Here is a 17917-nt window from a genome sequence, read left to right as displayed (position 1 = left end):
TGATCAGGGGCCGCCGCAAGCAGAACCGCAGTAACCGCAGCAAGTGATCCAAGAGGGAAGAACGGAGGAGCCAGGCGCCATCAGGATCGCCCGGGCGGAAATCTTGAGCCCGGGTACCGCAGGACATCGATAGTGAGGTGGTCTCCGGTCAAGCAACCGCGATCCCCGCAATCCCGACGACTTCCAGGTCGGGTCAGCGGACACAGAAGGCCGGCGCAGTATCAAGATCAAGGCCGGCAGATGGTGTAGCAGTTCCTTCGGGGCCCGGGTGCACACAGCACCCGGGCCCCTCCACGCGTGTTCCAGAGAGGTGCAGATGACAGCAGGCGACTCGTTCGACCGTCTCGATGACGACGATTACCCCGCCTACACCATGGGCCGGGCCGCCGAGATGCTCGGCACCACCCAGGGCTTCCTGCGCGCCATCGGCGAAGCCCGCCTGATCACCCCGCTGCGCTCCGATGGCGGCCACCGGCGTTACTCCCGCTACCAGTTGCGCATCGCCGCCCGCGCCAGGGAACTCGTCGACCAGGGCACCCCCATCGAGGCCGCCTGCCGCATCGTCATCCTCGAGGACCAGCTCGAGGAAGCTCAGCGCATCAACGCCGAATACCGCCGCACGGACGGAACCGCACACCCCACCACCGCGGTCTGAGACGGCTGAGCTGACGGCGACTGTCAGTGCGGACTGCCAGACTCGCGCGCACGACTGACACCGGGCACGATCAGATTGCGCCAACTCCCCAACATTACGCACCCCGTTGGACCGGCGACACCCGCGAGCCCCCGCCGAACACGGGTGGCGAGCGGGAGGCGCTGACGGCATCCCTGGACTGGCACCGGGCGACCTTCGAGCTCAAGTGCGCCGGGCTGACGCAGGAGCAGCTGTCCGAGCGCTCGGTGGAACCGTCCGGGATGTCGCTGCACGGCCTGGTGCGGCATCTGGCGGGGGTCGAGCGCTGGTGGTTCCGCATCCAACTGACGGGTGAGGAAGTCCCGTTGCTGTACTACTCCGACGACGCCCCGGACCAGGACTTCGGCGACCTGGCGGGCGACGCCGGGGAGGCGTTCGCGGTGTGGCACGCGGAGTGCGAGCGCTCGCGCCGGAACGTGGAGGCGGCGGAGTCGCTGGACGTGACGGGCACCCGCAGGTCCACGGGTGAGCCGATCTCGCTCCGCAGGATCCTGATCAACATGATCGCGGAGTACGCGCGGCACAACGGGCACGCGGATCTGCTGAGGGAGCGGATCGACGGCGCGACGGGAATGTAGGGCCTCCCACCTTTGACATGCAGGCAAATACCTGCATGATGGAGAGGTGAGTACGAGCGAGAGCCCGAGCCCCGAAGCAGGCAGTGGGGTCGACAAGGTGAACCAGGTCTTCAAGGCCCTGGCCGACCCCACCCGCCGCTATCTCCTTGACCAGCTCCACGCCCACAACGGCCAGACGCTGGGCGAGCTGGCCGACCGCGTGTCGATGACGCGCCAGTCGGCCACCCAGCACCTGGCCCTTCTGGAGGCAGCGAACCTGGTCAGCACGGTGCGGCGAGGGCGCGAAAAGCTCCACTACCTGAATCCCGTGCCTCTGCACGAGATCCAGGAACGATGGATCGACAAGTTCGAGGACCCGCGTCTACGAGCACTCAGCACCCTCAAACAACAGGCGGAGGCCGCCATGACCACCACAAAGCCGACGTACGTCTACGTCACCTACATCGAGAGCACCCCGGAAAAGGTCTGGCACGCCCTGACCGACGCGGAGCTGACAGCCGCGTACTGGGGCCACGCCAACGTCTCCGACTGGAAGCAGGGCTCCACCTGGGAGCACCAGCGGACGGACGGCTCGGGCATCGCGGACGTGGTGGGCGAGGTGGTGGAGGCGACCCCGCCGAAGCGCCTGGTGACGACGTGGGCGTACCCGAACACGCCCCCCGGCTCGGCCGATCCCTCCCAGGTCACGTACGACATCGAGCCGCACGGCGGGATCGTGCGCCTGACGGTGACGCACGAGAACCTAGCGAGCGAGAAGGAGCGGGAGGACGTGGGTTCGGGCTGGCCGGCGGTCCTCTCGAACCTCAAGTCCCTCCTGGAGACGGGCTCCCCGCTCCCGGAGGAGCCGTGGCTGGTCCCGGGCCACTAGCCAGGGGGGTTGCAGGAAAGTCCCACGACACGCCGAGGAGGGGCGGAGAGCGGCGGGACTTTTCTGCAGTCGGCCCCTTCGGGGGGGGAGGATGCCGTGGGTCAGGGGGCCTCGGCCCGTATGTGGCGCATCAGCGCTGCGAGTCCCGCCGGGGTGGCTGTCAGCACACGGGCGGGGGCGTCGCTCTCGCGGAGGAGCAACGCGCCGTTGGGGAGCGCCAGTTCCAGGCACTCGTTGCCATCGCCTCCGCCGGAGAACGACGACTTCTGCCATGCGGCCGTCCCCATACTGATCAACTCCGCCCGGCCACCCGGACATGACGTATGAGGGCCGCGAGGCCTTCCGGGGTGGCTGTCAGCACCCGGGTGGGGTCGTCGCTCTCGCGGAGCAGCAAGCTGCCGCTAGGAGCGGCCAGCTCCACGCATTCGTTGCCGTCGCCGGGGCCGGAGAACGACGACTTCTGCCACGGGATCACGTCTTACAGTTCCTTCGCCACACGGTGGATGAACTCGCGCGACTTGGCGGGCTCAAGCGATACTGCCTCCACCTTACGGAAGAGTGTTCGCATGGCCAGGAGTTGAGCAGGCGCATCAAGCAACGCTGTGCCGTACGGCGCGTCACGCTGAACAGTGTCCAACGCCTCCACTGAACCGCCCGCGTACAGCATCATCGAGCTGGCGCCAGCGAACCCGTCCACGTCAAACGGGATCACCCGCACGGAGACGTTCGGACGCTCCGACTGTCGTAGTAGCTCATCCAGTTGCTCGCGAGCGACCCGCCTGTCGGCAACGCGCGTACGCAGCACGGACTCATGCAGCACTGCCTCGAACGAAACCGCGCCTTCGCGGGATAGAACCGACCTGCGTCGCACACGATGCGCCACCCTCGGCTCCAGCTCAGTCTCCGGAAGTTCCGGAACCCGGTATGAGAGCACCGCACGCGCGTAATCGTCGGTCTGCAGCAGCCCCGGCACATGCGCCGTGCCCACGACCTGCATGAAGGTCGCGAAGTGCTCCAGTTCCGCCAAGTCGAGGAACACAGGGGGCAGTACCTCCCGGTACTCCTCCCACCAACCCCGCGTCCGGTCCACCGCCATGGCAACCAGCGCATCGATCAACGCCTCGTCCCCACAGGCATAGTGCGCCGCGAGACTCCGCACGCGCTGCTCGCTGACCCCTGCGATCCCCGCCTCCATCTGGCTCATCTGAGCCGAGGTCGAGCCCAGAAACTGGGCCACCTCCTTGGCGGTCATCCCGGCAGCGTCCCTCATTCGGCGCAGCTCAGCACCGAGTCGCACCTGGCGTGCGGTCGGCTGACTCCTGGGAGGCATGCGGCCCTCTTCCTCTCAACAGAGCTGGCTGTCGGCCCTGTTGGCGTCCCTCTTACGGGGTCAGATTACGCGAGGGAGTTGCAGTGGCAGAAATTAATGCCTTACGTTCTGTACTGCGTCGACCACCCGTAGCGATCCCCGGGAACCCGGAAGCGCACCGCACCGCCATGCCATGGCGGCCGCGACACAGCCACCGCCGCCCGCAGGGCGCCACGCACGTCAACTCCCTCCGCATGTATCGGAGTTCGCCATGTCCGCATCCGCATCCGCATCTGCAACGACAGACGGAGGCACCTCCCAGCCCTGGGAGTACAGCCTCTACGTCCCCAACGACCCCCGCTCCGTCACCATCTGCCGCCGCACCCTCCGTCTGATCCTGGCGATACACGGCCGCCCCCACCTCGCCGAAGTGGCGGAACTCGTGGCGACGGAGCTGGTCGCGAACGCGGTGCAGCACACGAAGGGCCCGGCAGCTCTCCGCATCCGCTGGGCCCACGGCGTGCTCCGCATCGGGGTGTGGGACGCCGACCCCACGCCACCCCAACCGACGCCACCGGCAGGCGTGCTCGCCGAGGCGGGGCGGGGACTCGACCTGGTGCGAGGGTGCGCGGACGAGTGGGGCTGGTACGCCCTCGGGCCCGCCCAACTACCCCGCAGCAACGGCAAGTTCGTCTGGTGTGAGCTGACCTCGGCGGCGTGAACGTTTCATCCGCACTCGAAAGAGTGCGACCTGATCGAAGTGTGCCTGGGGGAGACCCCGGCCGGAGAGAACTGGAGAAAGCTGATGGGGTTCGTCACCTATTTCCCCGGGCGGGGCACGGTCCGCGAGACGGCATACCTCGAAGGGAAGGCCGAAGGCATCGCTGAAGGCCTTGCCGAGGGCATCGCCGAAGAGCGGGTCGTCACCATCCTGCGCATCCTCGAACAACGCCGCGTCCCCCTCCCTGACGACGCGCGCGAACGCATCACCACCTGCACCGACCTCGACACCCTCGCCCGCTGGCGCGACCGGGCCATCACCGTCAGCGACGCGGAAAGCCTGTTCGTCCCGGAAGAGGAAGAGGGCTGACGTCCGGGCCCGGGGTCGACAGACCCCGGGCCCCTCGCCGCTCCCGCCCCTACGTCCCGTCCTGCGTCTCGTCCGGGTCCACGCCCATCGTGATCGATCCGATGACGCCCTTCTCGATGTGCCCCTTGCGGTACTTCAGTTTCAGGAGGCCGTCCTGTGTGCCGCCGCCTCCGTAGATCGTGTCCTCGTCCAGCGTCGTGCGCGTCGTCGTGCTCGTGGAGTACGGGGTCACCTCGGCCGAGGCCAGCACCGCCGTCTCCGCGAAGAAGAACTGGCCCGTGTGACAGGCGTGGCCGCCCTCGTAGCCGGTGTCGGTCAGCTTGCCGCCCACGTGGACCTTGGTGTGGATGTGCACGGCTCGGCCCTGGTACCAGCCGGGGAAGACCGTGCGGAACTCCACGTAACCGTGCTTGTCCGTGAGTTGCGTGCCCCGCAGGTAGCGCTCGTCGTCCGTGGGCTCCTGGTGGCCACCGCCGCCACCCGGGCCACCCGGGTCGCCCGGTTCTCCCGACGGCGGGGGGCCGGTCGGTGCGTCCGTCGGCGGGGTGCCGCCACCGCCGCCGCTCATCGCCTCGTACCCCGAGTAGATCCCCAGCGCGTCGCAGTGCCAGATGTCCACGGCCGCTCGCTTCAGCGGCTTGCACGTGTCGGAGTCGATCACCTTGAGGCGCAGGGTGAAGGGGATGCCCTGTCTGTCCTCCGTGATGTTCTTGCGGATCTTGTCGGCGTCTATGTAGTACGGGCCCTCGGTCGTTTCGCCGGTCAGGCGGTAGCAGGTCTCGGCGGACGAGGCCTCCACCCCCTCCGCGGACGCGGAGGCCGACGCGCTCGCCGCCACCGCGCCGCCCACCCCGACCGCCGCCACCGCGGCCCCGGTGGCGAGAACGACCTTACGACGCGTCAAGTCCCGTTTGTGGGCGGGGCCTTGGGGTTTCTCCGGGTGCGTATCGCTCTTCTCTGTCATGCCCCGGACGCTAAGCACCCCGCCTGTCAGGAACATGTGCGTCGACTGTGGCTGCGCACAGCAAGAGGGCCCGGAACCTATTCCGATCAGGATAGGTTCCGGGCCCGACTCAGCGACCAGCGCTACTACTTGTCCGCCTCACCCTTGCCGGAGGCAACCGGCTTGCGCAGCTGGATGTTCAGCTCGCGCAACCTGCTCTCCTCCAGCTCGGAGGGCGCGCCCATCATCAGGTCCTGCGCGTTGCCGTTCAGCGGGAACGCGATCGTCTCGCGGATGTTCGGCTCGTCCGCGAGGAGCATGACGATGCGGTCGACGCCGGGGGCGATGCCACCGTGCGGCGGGGCGCCGAGGCGGAAGGCGCGGAGCATGCCCGCGAACTCCTGCTCGACGGTCTCGGCCGCGTAGCCCGCGATCTCGAAGGCCTTGAGCATGACCTCGGGCTCGTGGTTACGGATGGCGCCGGAGGACAGCTCGATGCCGTTGCAGACGATGTCGTACTGCCAGGCGAGGATGTCGAGGGGGTCCTTCTCCTCCAGGTCCTTCATGCCGCCCTGGGGCATCGAGAAGGGGTTGTGGGAGAAGTCGATCTTGCCGGTGTCCTCGTCCTTCTCGTACATCGGGAAGTCGACGATCCAGCAGAAGCGGAAGACGCCCTCTTCGAAGTGCCCGGCGCGCTTGGCGGCTTCGACGCGCACCGCGCTCATGATCTTCGAGACCTCGTCGAACTCGCCCGCGCCGAAGAAGACCGCGTGGCCGGGGGCGAGGGAGAGGCGCTTGGTCAGTTCCTCTACGTTCGCCTCCGTCAGGAACTTCGCGATCGGGCCCGTCAGCGAACCGTCCTCGGCGACGCGCACCCAGGCCAGGCCCTTCGCGCCCTGCTCGACCGCGTAGTCACCGAGGCCGTCGAAGAACTTGCGGGACTGCGACGCCGTGTCCGGCACCGGGAGGGCGCGCACGTGCTTGCCCGCGAACGCCTTGAACTCGGAGGCCTCGAAGATGTCCGTGATGTCGGTCAGTTCGAGCTTCGCGCGCAGGTCGGGCTTGTCGTTGCCGTACTTCAGCATGGATTCCCGGAACGGGATGCGCGGGAACGGGGACGTGACCTCGCGGCCGTTGCCGAACTCCGTGAAGATCTCCGTCATCAGCTTCTCGATGGGCTGGAAGACGTCTTCCTGCTCCACGAAGCTCATCTCGACGTCGAGCTGGTAGAACTCGCCCGGCGAGCGGTCGGCGCGCGCGTCCTCGTCGCGGAAACACGGCGCGATCTGGAAGTAGCGGTCGAAGCCCGAGATCATGAGCAGCTGCTTGAACTGCTGCGGGGCCTGCGGCAGGGCGTAGAACTTGCCCGGGTTCAGGCGGGACGGCACGACGAAGTCGCGGGCGCCCTCGGGGGACGTCGCGGCGAGGATCGGCGTCGCCATCTCGTTGAAGCCGAGGGCCACCATCTTCGAGCGGATCGAGGCGATGACGGACGAGCGCAGCATGATGTTGCGGTGCATGCGCTCGCGACGCAGGTCCAGGAAGCGGTACTCCAGGCGCCGCTCCTCGTTCACGCCGTCGTCCGCGTTGATCGTGAAGGGGATCTGCTGGGCGGCGCCGAGCACCTCGACCTCGGCGGCCTCGATCTCGATCTCACCGGTGGGCAGCTCGGGGTTCACGTTCTCCGTGCCGCGCGAGACGACCTTGCCGTCGATACGGACGACCGTCTCCTTGGAGAGCTTGTCGAGCGTCTCGGCGGCAGCGGTGCCGGGGCGGGCCACCAGCTGCGTGATCCCGTAGTGGTCGCGCAGATCGATGAAGAGGATGCCGCCCAGGTCTCGGCGATTGTGCAGCCAGCCGCTCAGCCGGACGTCGGAGCCGACGTCAGAGGCGCGGAGCTCGCCGCAGGTGTGGGACCTGTACCGATGCATCTTCGTTCATCCAGTCTTCGCGTATAGGGGTTCGCGTATAGGGGAGAGAGCAGGCAGGGCCCAAGGCTACCGTCCGGGCGGAGATCGCTTTCCGGATTAATCCCCGGACCACCCTGAAAGGGGGCCGCCCTCGACCCCGACAGGGGGCCACCCCCGACGCCCCAGGGGCCACTCCCGCCACCCCGGCGGTGGCGACTTGCCCCCCGATCTTCCTAAAGTGGGTCAATGCGCAACGACGATCCCTTGCAAGAGGCGGGGGACGAACCCCTTCCTCCCGTACGGGACGTCCTGGCCGCCATCGCGACCGGCCTGTGGCGCTGGGACAACGCGGCCGGCACCGTCACGCTCGACGCCGAGGCCGCCCGGCTCCTCGGGCTGCCCCCGCACGCCCAGGCCCTCACCGAGGCGGGCGTGCGCTCGCGCTTCCATCCCGTCGACTGGAACGAGATCGACGGCATCGTCCAGCTCGCCGTCGCCGAGGGCACCCTGGCCGAGGCCCGCCTGCGGATCATGGACGACCAGGGGCGCGTCGTTCGCATCGTGCGCAGCCGCTCCAAGCCGATCATCGACGAGGCGACACACTCGTACGAGCTCATCGGCACCCTCCAGGAGGTCACCGAGCCCCCGCCGGGTGCCGCGGCGCGCAGTCCGGTCACCGGTGACTGGCGGCGCTCCCGCGAGGCCTTTCTGCTCGATGCCGGTCGTGCGCTCGCCGAGGCGCGGTCGACGGAGGAGGTCCTTCGGGTCGCCAGCGGGCTCTCCATGCCGGGGTTCTCGCCGGACGGGCTCGGTGTTTTCGGGGTCGAGGGCGACCGACTCAAGATCATCGGGCATTACGGGCACAAGCCCGGCGACGACGTGCCCTTCTCGGCGATGCCCCTGGACACGGACTATCCGGCCGCCGAGGTGGTGCGCACGGGCCGCGCGGTCTACCTCTCCTCGCCCGACGAGTACCACCGCCGCTACCCCGCCACCTGGCCGCTCGCCCAGCCCTTCGACCGGCAGTCGTGGGCGTTCCTGCCGCTGACGGTCGCGGGCCGCACGATGGGCGCGTGGCTCGCTGCCTTCGCCTACCCCGTCTCGTTCACGCCCGACGAGCGCTCCGTCCTGACGACGGTGGCCCGGATGCTGGCCCAGGCCCTGTCGCGGGCCGGGGTAGCCGAGTCGGAGAAGGAGCTGACGGAGGGTCTTCAGCGCTCGATGCTGCCGCTGCTCGGGCCGCGCATCCCGGGGATGACGGTGGCCGCGCGGTATGTGCCGACCGGCGGCGGGCTCCAGGTGGGCGGCGACTGGTACGACATGATCCCGCTGCCCAACGGGCGCATCGCCTTCGTCATCGGCGACGTACAGGGGCATGACGTGCGCGCGGCGGGCCTGATGGGGCAGCTGCGGATCGCTCTGCGCGCCTACGCGTCCGAGGGCCACCGGCCCGACGCCGTGCTCTCCCGGGCTACCCGCTTCCTCTCGGGCATCACGGACGGCGTCACTATCGGGTCGGCAGGCGACGTCGGGGGCGACCCCGCCGACCCGCGCTTCGCGACCTGCCTCTACGTGGAGGCCGACCCGGTCACCGGCATCCTGGAGATCGCCCGCGCAGGCCACCCGGAGCCCGCGATACGGATGACCGACGGAACGGTTCTCCTGCGCCCCACTGCGGGCGGCCTGCCGCTCGGCATCGACCCGGACGCGGACTACCCCACGACCCGCCTCGTCCTGGAGGCCGGCGAGACGATGCTGGTCTGCACCGACGGCCTCATCGAGACCGGCGGCCACGACCTGGACAGCGGCTGGAAGCGGATCCGCACGATCCTGGAGGAGTACGGAGGCGACGACGGCGACGACGGCTTGGAAGGGCTCGCCGACAACCTCGTACAGGCCGTGCACGGGCCCTCCTCGCACCACACCACGGGCCCCCTCGTGGACCGCCGCGAGGACGACATCGCGGTCCTGCTCCTGCGCAGATACGGCCACCCCGCCCACCGCACGCCCGCCCGCCGCACCGTCCTGACGGTCGCGCAGGCCGAGCCGGAGCGCATCGCGGGGGCGCGGCGGCACATGCGGGAGCTGCTGCACGACTGGGCGGTCGCCGATCAGGTCGACTCGGCGGTCCTGATGGTCTCCGAGATGATCACGAACGTACTCGTGCACACGGACGGCGACGCCATGCTGGTCGCCGAGGTCACGGGTGAGCCGGGATCGCGCCGCCTGCGGGCCGAGGTCTCGGACGGCAGCGACGACCTGCCGCACAAGCGCCACCCCGGCGAACTGGCCTCGTCCGGGCGGGGGTTGGTGCTCATGGAGCTGCTCGCCGACGAGTGGGGGGTGGACCCCAGGGGTGAGGGCAAGAGCATCTGGTTCGAGCTCTACGAGGGTGCTGCCGGGCCCTCCGCCGACGACGCCGATCCCGCCGATCCCGCCGCCCCCTCCGACGAGCCCGACCCGCCCACGGAGGATTCCGACCCGGCCAAGCCCTCCGGATAGCGTTCCCGCAGCTCCGAAATCACCCCGAACACCGCCGCGGTCACCGGCACCGCGAGCAGCATCCCCAAGATCCCCGCCACGGACGCCCCCGCGGTGATCGCCAGCATCACGACCGCCGGATGCATCTGCACGGTCCGGGACTGGATCACCGGCTGGAGCACGTGCCCTTCGAGGACCTGCACGGCGAGTACGACACCCAGCGCCCACAGCGCGATGATGAAGCCGCGGTCGGCGAGCGCGACGAGGACGGCGACGGCGCCGGAGATGAAAGCACCCAGATAGGGGATGTAGGCGCCGATGAACACGAGCGCGCCGAGCCCCAGCGCCCCCGGCACCTGAAGGATCAGAAGCCCGACGGTGATGCAGATGGCGTCGATCAGGGCGATGAACGTGGTCCCGCGCATGAAGCCCTCGACGGCCTCGAAGGCACGTCGGCCCATCGCCTCGACGACGTCGGCGGTGCCGCGCGGGGCGAGCGAGCGCATGGAGTTCACGGCCCGGTCGGAGTCGCGCAGGAAGAAGAAGACGAGCAGCAGCGCGAGGACGGCCATGGCGGTCATCTCGCCGACGACGCTGAGGCCGCTGAGCACGCCGGAGGCCGCGGAGCCGCCGAACTTGCCGAGCAGTTCCTTGGCGTTGGACGCCATGTCGTCCAGGGAGGTCCCCGCCGCTCCGAAGTGGTCGGACAGGTCGGTCGCGGCCTGCTTCAGGGAGGCGATGATCTGGTCGCCGGTGTCGATCAGGGCCTTGACCACGATGTACACCGCGCCGCCGACGACCGCGACGACGGCCGCGCAGGTCAGCCCCGCGGCCAGCGAGCGCTGCACCTTCATCTTCAGGAGCCATCGGTAGACGGGTCCGAGCAGTGCGGTGCCGAGGAGGGCGAGCAGGACCGGCGTGACGGCCGTCTTGAAGGTGACGAAGAGCCAGATCGCCACGGCGGCCACGCCGGCGACGAGCAGGAGGACGGCGCACCAGGCGGCGGTACGACGTACGGGCTCGGGCAGAAGGGCGCCAGGGGTGCTCACCCTCCTACCCGAGCACGGCCTCATCGGCCCCGCACGTCGTGTAGCCCAACCGGCACGCAACCGGCGCCTATTTGGCGCCTACATGCCGTGCACGGCCGGAACCGTACCGAGCAGGCCCTTCTGGAAGTCCTCGAACGCCTGCTGGAGCTCGGCCTGACTGTTCATCACGAACGGTCCGTAGTGCGCCATCGGCTCACGGATCGGCTGCCCGCCGAGCAGCACGACCTCCAGGTCGGGGGTGTTCCCGTCCTGCTTCTCGTCCGCGCGGACGGTCAGCGAGGAGCCGGTGCCGAAGACCGCCGTCTGGCCCTGGTGCACCGGACGGCGCTCGGCACCGACCGTGCCGCGCCCCGCGAGCACGTACGCGAGGCCGTTGAAGTCCTCGCGCCAGGGCAGCGTGACCTCGGCACCGGGGCGGACCGTCGCGTGGATCATCGTGATCGGCGTGTGCGTGATGCCGGGGCCCTCGTGCCCGTCGAGCTCACCGGCGATGACGCGCAGGAGCGCGCCGCCGTCGGGCGAGGTGAGGAGCTGGACCTGGCCGCCGCGGATGTCCTGGTAGCGGGGGTCCATCATCTTGTCCCGCGCGGGCAGGTTCACCCACAGCTGGAGGCCGTGGAAGAGGCCGCCGGACTGGACGAGGGACTCCGGCGGCGCCTCGATGTGCAGAAGGCCGGATCCGGCGGTCATCCACTGGGTGTCGCCGTTCTGGATGGTGCCGCCGCCACCGTTCGAGTCCTGGTGCACGAAGGTTCCGTCGATCAGGTACGTGACGGTCTCGAAGCCGCGGTGCGGGTGCCAGGGAGTCCCCTTCGGCTCACCGGCTCCGTAGTCCACCTCGCCCATCTGGTCCATCATGATGAACGGGTCGAGGTACTTGTAGTTGATCCCCGCGAACGCCCGGCGCACGGGGAAGCCCTCACCCTCGAAACCGCTCGGCGCGGTCGTCACGCGGAGCACGGGGCGGGCCACGGCGTCGGCGGACGCGGCCACACGGGGCAGGGTCAGCGGGTTCTCGACGGTTACAGCGGGCATGTCGGTGCCTCCTTCTTCGTACGTCCACTTTAGTTGAACGTAGAACTTCTTGCCACCGGGAACGCGAGACGCCCGGAGGGAATTCCCTCCGGGCGTCTCCACACGTCAGCGCGGGCGGCTAGCCGTACATCCGCCGCATCGCGAAGTCGACCATCTGTTCGACGGCCTTGGCGTCGAACACCATGCGGTGCTCGCCCTCCATGTCGAGGACGAAGCCGTAACCGGTGGGGAGGAGGTCGATGACCTCGGCGCCCGTGATCACGAAGTACTTGGACTCCTTGCCCGCGTACCGGCGCAGCTCCTTGAGCGACGTGAACATCGGGATCACGGGCTGCTGGGTGTTGTGCAGGGCGAGGAAGCCGGGGTTGTCGCCGCGCGGGCAGTAGACCTTCGAGGTGGCGAAGGCCTGCTGGAAGTCCTCGGCGGACATCGAGCCCGTGGTGAAGGCGCGCACCGCGTCCGCGAGGGACGGGGGCGACGGCTCGGGATAGAGCGGGGGCTGCTGCTGGGCGTACCCGCCCGCGCCGCCCGGCATCTGCTGCGGCGGCGGCTGCGGCGGTGCGTAATTCTGCCCGGCGCCCGCTTGTTGGTCGTAGCCGTACATGGGGTCAAGCCTACCGAGGCCGGACGGGGCGCTGCTCACACTTGGGGGATCAGGGGTTGCGTCTTATTACCGGCGGGTAGCATTATCGGTAGCTACTAACTGGTACGTGGTTTTTTCGCTTACGCGGACCCGCTGACGCAGACCCGCTTACACAGACCGCCTGAGGATCCCGCCTCCCCGACCCAAACGGAGCCGTCGCCATGGGGCACTACAAGTCCAATCTCCGCGACATCGAGTTCAACCTCTTCGAGGTGCTCGGCCGCGACAAGCTGTACGGCACCGGCCCGTTCGCGGAGATGGACGTCGACACGGCCAAGACCATCCTCGACGAGCTGCGCCGCCTCGCCGAGAACGAGCTTGCCGAATCCTTCACGGACGCCGACCGCAACCCGCCGGTGTTCGACCCCGAGACCAACACCGCGCCGGTACCGGCGTCCTTCAAGAAGAGCTACCAGGCCTTCATGGACTCCGACTACTGGCGTCTGGGCCTGCCCGAGGAGATCGGCGGCACGACCGCTCCCCGCTCCCTGATCTGGGGTTACGCGGAGCTGCTTCTCGGTGCCAACCCGGCGGTCTGGATGTACTCCTCCGGTCCGGCGTTCGCGGGCATCCTGCACGAAGAGGGCAACGAGGCGCAGAAGAAGGTCGCCTCCATCGCCGTCGACAGGCAGTGGGGCTCGACGATGGTCCTGACCGAGCCGGACGCCGGTTCGGACGTGGGCGCGGGCCGCACGAAGGCCGTGCAGCAGGACGACGGTTCCTGGCACATCGAGGGCGTGAAACGCTTCATCACGTCCGGTGAGCACGACATGTCGGAGAACATCCTCCACTACGTCCTCGCCCGCCCCGAGGGCCACGGCCCCGGCACGAAGGGCCTCTCGCTCTTCCTGGTCCCCAAGTACGAGTTCGACTGGGAGACCGGCGAGCTGGGCGAGCGCAACGGCGCCTACGCCACGAACGTCGAGCACAAGATGGGCCTCAAGGCGTCCAACACGTGCGAGATGACGTTCGGCGACCGCCACCCCGCCAAGGGCTGGCTGATCGGCGACAAGCACGACGGCATCCGCCAGATGTTCATGATCATCGAGTTCGCCCGCATGATGGTCGGCACGAAGGCCATCGCGACGCTCTCGACGGGTTACCTCAACGCCCTGGAGTACGCCAAGGAGCGCGTGCAGGGCCCGGACCTTGCCCAGTTCATGGACAAGGCCGCGCCGAAGGTGACGATCACCCACCACCCGGACGTACGCCGCTCGCTGATGACGCAGAAGGCGTACGCGGAGGGCATGCGCGCCCTGGTGCTGCACACCGCTGCCGTCCAGGACGACATCCAGATCAAGGAGGCGGCGGGAGAGGACGCGTCGGCGCTCATCGCCCTGAACGACCTCCTCCTGCCCATCGTCAAGGGCTACGGCTCGGAGAAGTCGTACGAGCAGCTCGCGCAGTCGCTCCAGACGTTCGGCGGCTCGGGGTACCTCCAGGAGTACCCGATCGAGCAGTACATCCGTGACGCCAAGATCGACACCCTCTACGAGGGCACGACGGCCATCCAGGGCCAGGACTACTTCTTCCGGAAGATCGTCCGTAACCAGGGTGCCGCGCTGAACGGTCTCGCCGAGGAGATCAAAAAGTTCCTCGCGGTCGACACGGGCGGCGAGAAGCTGGCCGGGGCCCGCGAGGAGCTGGCCAAGGCCGCGGTCGAGCTCGAGGCCATCGTCGGCGTCATGCTGACGGACCTCGCGGCCACCGAGCAGGACGTGAAGTCCATCTACAAGGTGGGCCTCAACACGACCCGCCTCCTGATGGTCTCGGGCGACGTCGTCGTCGGCTACCTCCTCCTGCGGGGTGCGGCGGTCGCCACCGAGAAGCTGGAGTCGGCATCGGCCAAGGCTGTGTCCTCCAAGGACAAGGCCTTCTACGAGGGCAAGATCGCCGCGGCCAAGTTCTTCGCGGCGAACGTCCTGCCGGGCGTCGCCAACGAGCGGAAGCTCGCCGAGGGCGTGGAGCTGGACCTGATGGAGCTGGACGAGGCGGCTTTCTAGCCACCACGACGCTTGAGGGTGGCCCGCTCCCGTTTCGGGGGTCGGGCCACTGTCGTACGCGGGGTGAACGGGTGCGCGGGAGGTAAAGATCCGCCCAGAAGCGGCGGTACAGGCCCCCCGGATACGGGCACATCCGGTACAGAACCTCCCGGAAAAGGCCCCCCGCGCCATAGATAACTGCTAGCTAGGCTGGAAGCCATGAGCACACCTGCCCGCTTCGACCGCGGCCACTCCGACGACCTCTTGACCTTCCTGGCGGCAAGCCCCTCCCCTTACCACGCAGTGGCGAGCGCCGCGGAGCGGCTGGAGAAGGCCGGATTCCGGCAGGTCGAGGAGACCGACGCCTGGGACGGGTCGACGGGCGGGAAGTACGTGCTGCGCGGCGGCGCGATCGTCGCCTGGTACGTCCCTGAAGGCGCGTCCGCACACACCCCGTACCGCATCGTCGGCGCCCACACCGACTCCCCGAACCTCCGCGTCAAGCCGAAGCCGGACGCGGGCGGGCACGGCTGGCGGCAGGTGGCCGTCGAGATCTACGGCGGCCCGCTGCTCAACTCCTGGCTCGACCGCGACCTCGGCCTCGCGGGCAGGCTCTCGCTGCGGGACGGCTCGACGCGCCTGGTGAACATCGACCGGGCGCTCCTCCGGGTCCCGCAGCTGGCGATCCACATGGACCGCGGAGTGGTCGCCGACGGCCTCAAGCTCGACAAGCAGAAACACATGCAGCCCATCTGGGGGCTCGGCGACGACGTACACGAAGGCGACCTCATCCGCTTCGTGGAGGAGGAGGCGGGGCTCGCCCACGGCGAGGTCACCGGCTGGGACCTGATGACGCACCCCATCGAGGCGCCCTCCTACCTCGGCCGCGACCGTGAGCTCATCGCGGGCCCGCGGATGGACAACTTGCTCTCGGTACACGCCTGTACGGCGGCGCTCGCCGCCGTCGCCACGGCACAGGGCGCCGGCTCCCTCCCGTACATCCCCGTCCTCGCCGCCTTCGACCACGAGGAGAACGGCTCGCAGTCCGACACGGGCGCGGACGGCCCGCTGCTCGGCTCGGTGCTCGAACGCTCCGTCTTCGCGCGCGGCGGCACGTACGAGGACAAGGCCCGTGCCTTCGCGGGCACCATCTGCCTCTCCTCCGACACGGGCCACGCCGTGCACCCCAACTACGCGGAGCGGCACGACCCGACGCACCACCCGCGCGCCAACGGCGGCCCGATCCTCAAGGTCAACGTCAACAACCGGTACGCCACGGACGGCGCCGGGCGTGCCGTGTTCGCCGCCGCGTGCGAGAGAGCCGGCGTGCCGTTCCAGAGCTTCGTGTCGAACAACGCGATGCCCTGCGGCACGACCATCGGGCCGATCACTGCGGCACGGCACGGCATCAAGACCGTCGACATCGGCGTCGCGATCCTCTCGATGCACAGCGTGCGCGAGCTGTGCGGGGCGGACGACCCGTACCTCCTCGCCAACGCGTTGGTGGCGTTCCTGGAAGGCTGATCCCCCCATCCCCGTGTGGGTCCGGCGCACCCGGGTACCCGGGTGCAACGCCACGACTTCACGACTTAGGGAGGCGGTCCACATGGGCCTGGGCGGATGCATCATCTTGATCGCCGCGGGTGCCATCCTCGCGTTCGCCACCGACTGGGAGATGGACGGCATCAATCTCACCGTCACCGGCCTGATCATGATGGCCGTGGGCGTGATCGGTGTTGCCGCGTTCACCAACGCGCGCCGCAAGACGGTCGTGCCGCCGGGCGCGACCGTGGTCGAGACGGACCACGACCACCACCACGGCCTCTGATCACGGCCTCTTGACAGCCATCGTCGGGCCCGGCAGCCACTCCTGTGGCCCGCCGGGCCCGACGGCATGTGGCCACTTCACGGTGAACTCCCCCGCCTCCCCTTGTGCCGAGCGCGTCGCGGGGTAGTCATGGCTGCATGAAACTTCTCGTACGCGACCGGCTGCTCGGCATCGGTGACGACTACTGGATCGAGGACGACCAGGGCCAGAAGGTCTTCTTCGTCGACGGCAAGGCGATGCGCCTGCGCGAGACCTTCGAACTCAAGGACATGCGGGGCCGCGTCCTCATCGACATCCACGCCAAAATGCTGGCGCTGCGCGACACGATGGTGATCGAACGGGACGGCGAACCGCTGGCCAAGGTCAAGCGCAAGCGTCTCTCGCTCCTGCGCAACCACTACCGCGTGGAGCTGGTCGACGGCACCGAGCTCGACGTGAGCGGCAAGATCCTGGACCGCGAGTTCGCCATCGAGTACGACGGCGAACTCCTCGCCGACATCTCGCGCCGCTGGTTCACGGTCCGCGAGACGTACGGCCTCCACATCACCCGCGACGACGCCGACGCCTCCCTGCTCCTGGCCGTCGCGGTCTGCGTGATCCGCCTGGCGGAGAAGGAGCGGGGCGACGACTAGGACGACTGGACGGCGACCGACAGCAGGCCGGGGCCTTCAGGGCCGCGGGACGTCCATCCCGAGCAGCCGGTCCTTCAGCGCCGGGAACTGCTCACGCGTGGCGGCCACCTTCGCCGGGTCGAGCTCGACGGTGAGGATCTCCTCGCCGTCCCCCGCCTCGGCGAGCACCTCGCCCCACGGGTCGACGACGATGCTGTGCCCGGCCTGCGGCACACCCGCGTGCGTACCGCCGGTGCCGCACGCGAGGACGTACACCTGGTCCTCGACCGCGCGGGCCCGTGCGAACAGCGTCCAGTGCTCACGCCGCCGCGCGGGCCATCCGGCGGGGACGACGAACATCTCGGCGCCCGCGTCGACGAGCCCGCGGAAGAGCTCGGGGAAGCGGAGGTCGTAGCAGGTGGCGAGTCCGATCGTCACGTCGGGCGTGCGCACCGTCACGAGGTCGCTGCCCGCCCCCATCAGGACGGCCTCGCCCTTGTCGAAGCCGAACCGGTGGATCTTCCGGTACGAGGCGGCGAGTTCACCCTGGGGCGAGAAGACGAGCGAGGTGTTGTAGAGGTCCCCCGACGCGACCCGCTCCGGGACGGACCCCGCGTGCAGCCAGACGCCCGCGTCGCTCGCGGCCTTGGCCATCGCGTCGTACGTGGGCCCTTCCAGCGGCTCCGCCTCGCTCGCGAACAGTTCGTAGGCGAAGGCGCCCGTGGTCCACAGTTCGGGGAGAACGACGAGATCCGGCCGCTCACGCTCGGCTACTTCTCGTACCAGTGAAGAGACCCGCGAGCGGCGGGAATTGACCGATTCGCCCTCGTCTACGGCGATCTGGATGAGGGAGGCGCGCACACTACCACCGTCCTGGCATTCGAGCCGTCAATGCG

19 protein-coding genes are annotated in these 17917 nt (G+C 68.9%); 10 read left to right on the top strand and 9 right to left on the bottom strand.

Features of this window, described 5'->3' with window-relative positions; genetic code table 11:
- The first annotated feature begins 316 nt into the window (after window positions 1-316).
- From ACWFRJ_RS28680 to ACWFRJ_RS28670, 3 genes are all read left to right on the top strand, one after another.
- A complete protein-coding gene (locus ACWFRJ_RS28680) occupies window positions 317-655 on the top strand; it encodes a MerR family transcriptional regulator (protein WP_453536952.1) in 339 nt (112 codons plus the stop codon).
- 26 nt (window positions 656-681) lie between these two features.
- Window positions 682-1272, top strand: coding sequence for a DinB family protein (locus ACWFRJ_RS28675; protein WP_453536949.1), 591 nt, complete (start codon window positions 682-684; stop codon window positions 1270-1272).
- 97 nt (window positions 1273-1369) lie between these two features.
- Window positions 1370-2140 (top strand): ArsR/SmtB family transcription factor, encoded by a 771-nt coding sequence (locus ACWFRJ_RS28670; RefSeq protein ID WP_453537645.1) that lies wholly within the window; start codon window positions 1370-1372, stop codon window positions 2138-2140.
- A gap of 101 nt (window positions 2141-2241) precedes the next feature.
- Here ACWFRJ_RS28670 and ACWFRJ_RS28665 read toward each other — a convergent pair whose 3' ends face one another.
- The 3 genes from ACWFRJ_RS28665 to ACWFRJ_RS28655 are packed head-to-tail and all read right to left on the bottom strand — an operon-like array spanning window position 2242 to window position 3470.
- Entirely contained in the window at window positions 2242-2427 is a 186-nt protein-coding gene (locus tag ACWFRJ_RS28665) for a DUF397 domain-containing protein (RefSeq protein ID WP_453536946.1), read from the bottom strand.
- Between the two features lie 5 nt (window positions 2428-2432).
- Complete coding sequence (locus tag ACWFRJ_RS28660) at window positions 2433-2615, bottom strand: DUF397 domain-containing protein (RefSeq protein ID WP_453536943.1); 183 nt, start codon at window positions 2613-2615, stop codon at window positions 2433-2435.
- A 3-nt stretch (window positions 2616-2618) separates the two neighbouring features.
- A complete protein-coding gene (locus ACWFRJ_RS28655) occupies window positions 2619-3470 on the bottom strand; it encodes a helix-turn-helix domain-containing protein (protein ID WP_453536940.1) in 852 nt (283 codons plus the stop codon).
- Between the two features lie 250 nt (window positions 3471-3720).
- On the opposite strand from ACWFRJ_RS28655, the gene ACWFRJ_RS28650 reads away from it, so the two are divergent.
- Both ACWFRJ_RS28650 and ACWFRJ_RS28645 read left to right on the top strand, forming a co-directional pair.
- Entirely contained in the window at window positions 3721-4170 is a 450-nt protein-coding gene (locus ACWFRJ_RS28650) for an ATP-binding protein (protein WP_453536938.1), read from the top strand.
- 84 nt (window positions 4171-4254) lie between these two features.
- A complete protein-coding gene (locus ACWFRJ_RS28645) occupies window positions 4255-4539 on the top strand; it encodes a hypothetical protein (RefSeq protein ID WP_453536935.1) in 285 nt (94 codons plus the stop codon).
- Between the two features lie 49 nt (window positions 4540-4588).
- Here the strand turns inward: ACWFRJ_RS28645 and ACWFRJ_RS28640 are convergent, their stop codons facing one another.
- On the bottom strand, window positions 4589-5503 hold the full coding sequence (locus tag ACWFRJ_RS28640; protein WP_453536932.1) for an intradiol ring-cleavage dioxygenase: 915 nt from the start codon (window positions 5501-5503) through the stop codon (window positions 4589-4591).
- A gap of 125 nt (window positions 5504-5628) precedes the next feature.
- A complete protein-coding gene (gene aspS, locus ACWFRJ_RS28635; RefSeq protein ID WP_453536929.1) occupies window positions 5629-7413 on the bottom strand; it encodes an aspartate--tRNA ligase in 1785 nt (594 codons plus the stop codon).
- Window positions 7414-7638: 225 nt separating this feature from the next.
- On the opposite strand from aspS, the gene ACWFRJ_RS28630 reads away from it, so the two are divergent.
- Window positions 7639-9894: a SpoIIE family protein phosphatase gene (locus tag ACWFRJ_RS28630; protein WP_453536926.1), complete on the top strand. Its 2256-nt coding sequence runs from the start codon at window positions 7639-7641 to the stop codon at window positions 9892-9894.
- Here ACWFRJ_RS28630 and ACWFRJ_RS28625 read toward each other — a convergent pair.
- From ACWFRJ_RS28625 to ACWFRJ_RS28615, 3 genes are all read right to left on the bottom strand, one after another.
- The gene (locus ACWFRJ_RS28625) at window positions 9777-10946 is read right to left on the bottom strand and encodes an AI-2E family transporter (RefSeq protein ID WP_453536923.1); all 1170 of its coding nucleotides are present in this window, start codon (window positions 10944-10946) and stop codon (window positions 9777-9779) included. The genes ACWFRJ_RS28630 and ACWFRJ_RS28625 overlap by 118 nt on opposite strands.
- A 54-nt stretch (window positions 10947-11000) precedes the next feature.
- On the bottom strand, window positions 11001-11957 hold the full coding sequence (locus tag ACWFRJ_RS28620; RefSeq protein ID WP_453536920.1) for a pirin family protein: 957 nt from the start codon (window positions 11955-11957) through the stop codon (window positions 11001-11003).
- 118 nt (window positions 11958-12075) lie between these two features.
- Window positions 12076-12561: an SseB family protein gene (locus ACWFRJ_RS28615; protein ID WP_383281299.1), complete on the bottom strand. Its 486-nt coding sequence runs from the start codon at window positions 12559-12561 to the stop codon at window positions 12076-12078.
- A 200-nt stretch (window positions 12562-12761) separates the two neighbouring features.
- Here ACWFRJ_RS28615 and ACWFRJ_RS28610 point away from each other — a divergent pair, with 200 nt between their 5' ends.
- The 4 genes from ACWFRJ_RS28610 to ACWFRJ_RS28595 all read left to right on the top strand — a co-directional run bounded on the left by ACWFRJ_RS28610 (window position 12762) and on the right by ACWFRJ_RS28595 (window position 17042).
- A complete protein-coding gene (locus ACWFRJ_RS28610; protein WP_453536917.1) occupies window positions 12762-14603 on the top strand; it encodes an acyl-CoA dehydrogenase in 1842 nt (613 codons plus the stop codon).
- A 198-nt stretch (window positions 14604-14801) separates the two neighbouring features.
- A complete protein-coding gene (locus ACWFRJ_RS28605; protein ID WP_453536914.1) occupies window positions 14802-16106 on the top strand; it encodes a M18 family aminopeptidase in 1305 nt (434 codons plus the stop codon).
- An 82-nt stretch (window positions 16107-16188) separates the two neighbouring features.
- A complete protein-coding gene (locus ACWFRJ_RS28600) occupies window positions 16189-16410 on the top strand; it encodes a DUF6458 family protein (RefSeq protein WP_453536911.1) in 222 nt (73 codons plus the stop codon).
- Between the two features lie 137 nt (window positions 16411-16547).
- The gene (locus ACWFRJ_RS28595; protein ID WP_453536908.1) at window positions 16548-17042 is read left to right on the top strand and encodes an LURP-one-related/scramblase family protein; all 495 of its coding nucleotides are present in this window, start codon (window positions 16548-16550) and stop codon (window positions 17040-17042) included.
- 36 nt (window positions 17043-17078) lie between these two features.
- Here ACWFRJ_RS28595 and ACWFRJ_RS28590 read toward each other — a convergent pair whose 3' ends face one another.
- Window positions 17079-17882, bottom strand: a complete 804-nt coding sequence (locus tag ACWFRJ_RS28590) for a carbon-nitrogen family hydrolase (protein ID WP_453536905.1) — start codon at window positions 17880-17882, stop codon at window positions 17079-17081.
- Window positions 17883-17917: the final 35 nt, after the last annotated feature.

It is taken from the genome of Streptomyces sp. NPDC055239, from assembly GCF_053606205.1.
This window is presented reverse-complemented; position numbering and strand designations above follow the sequence as displayed.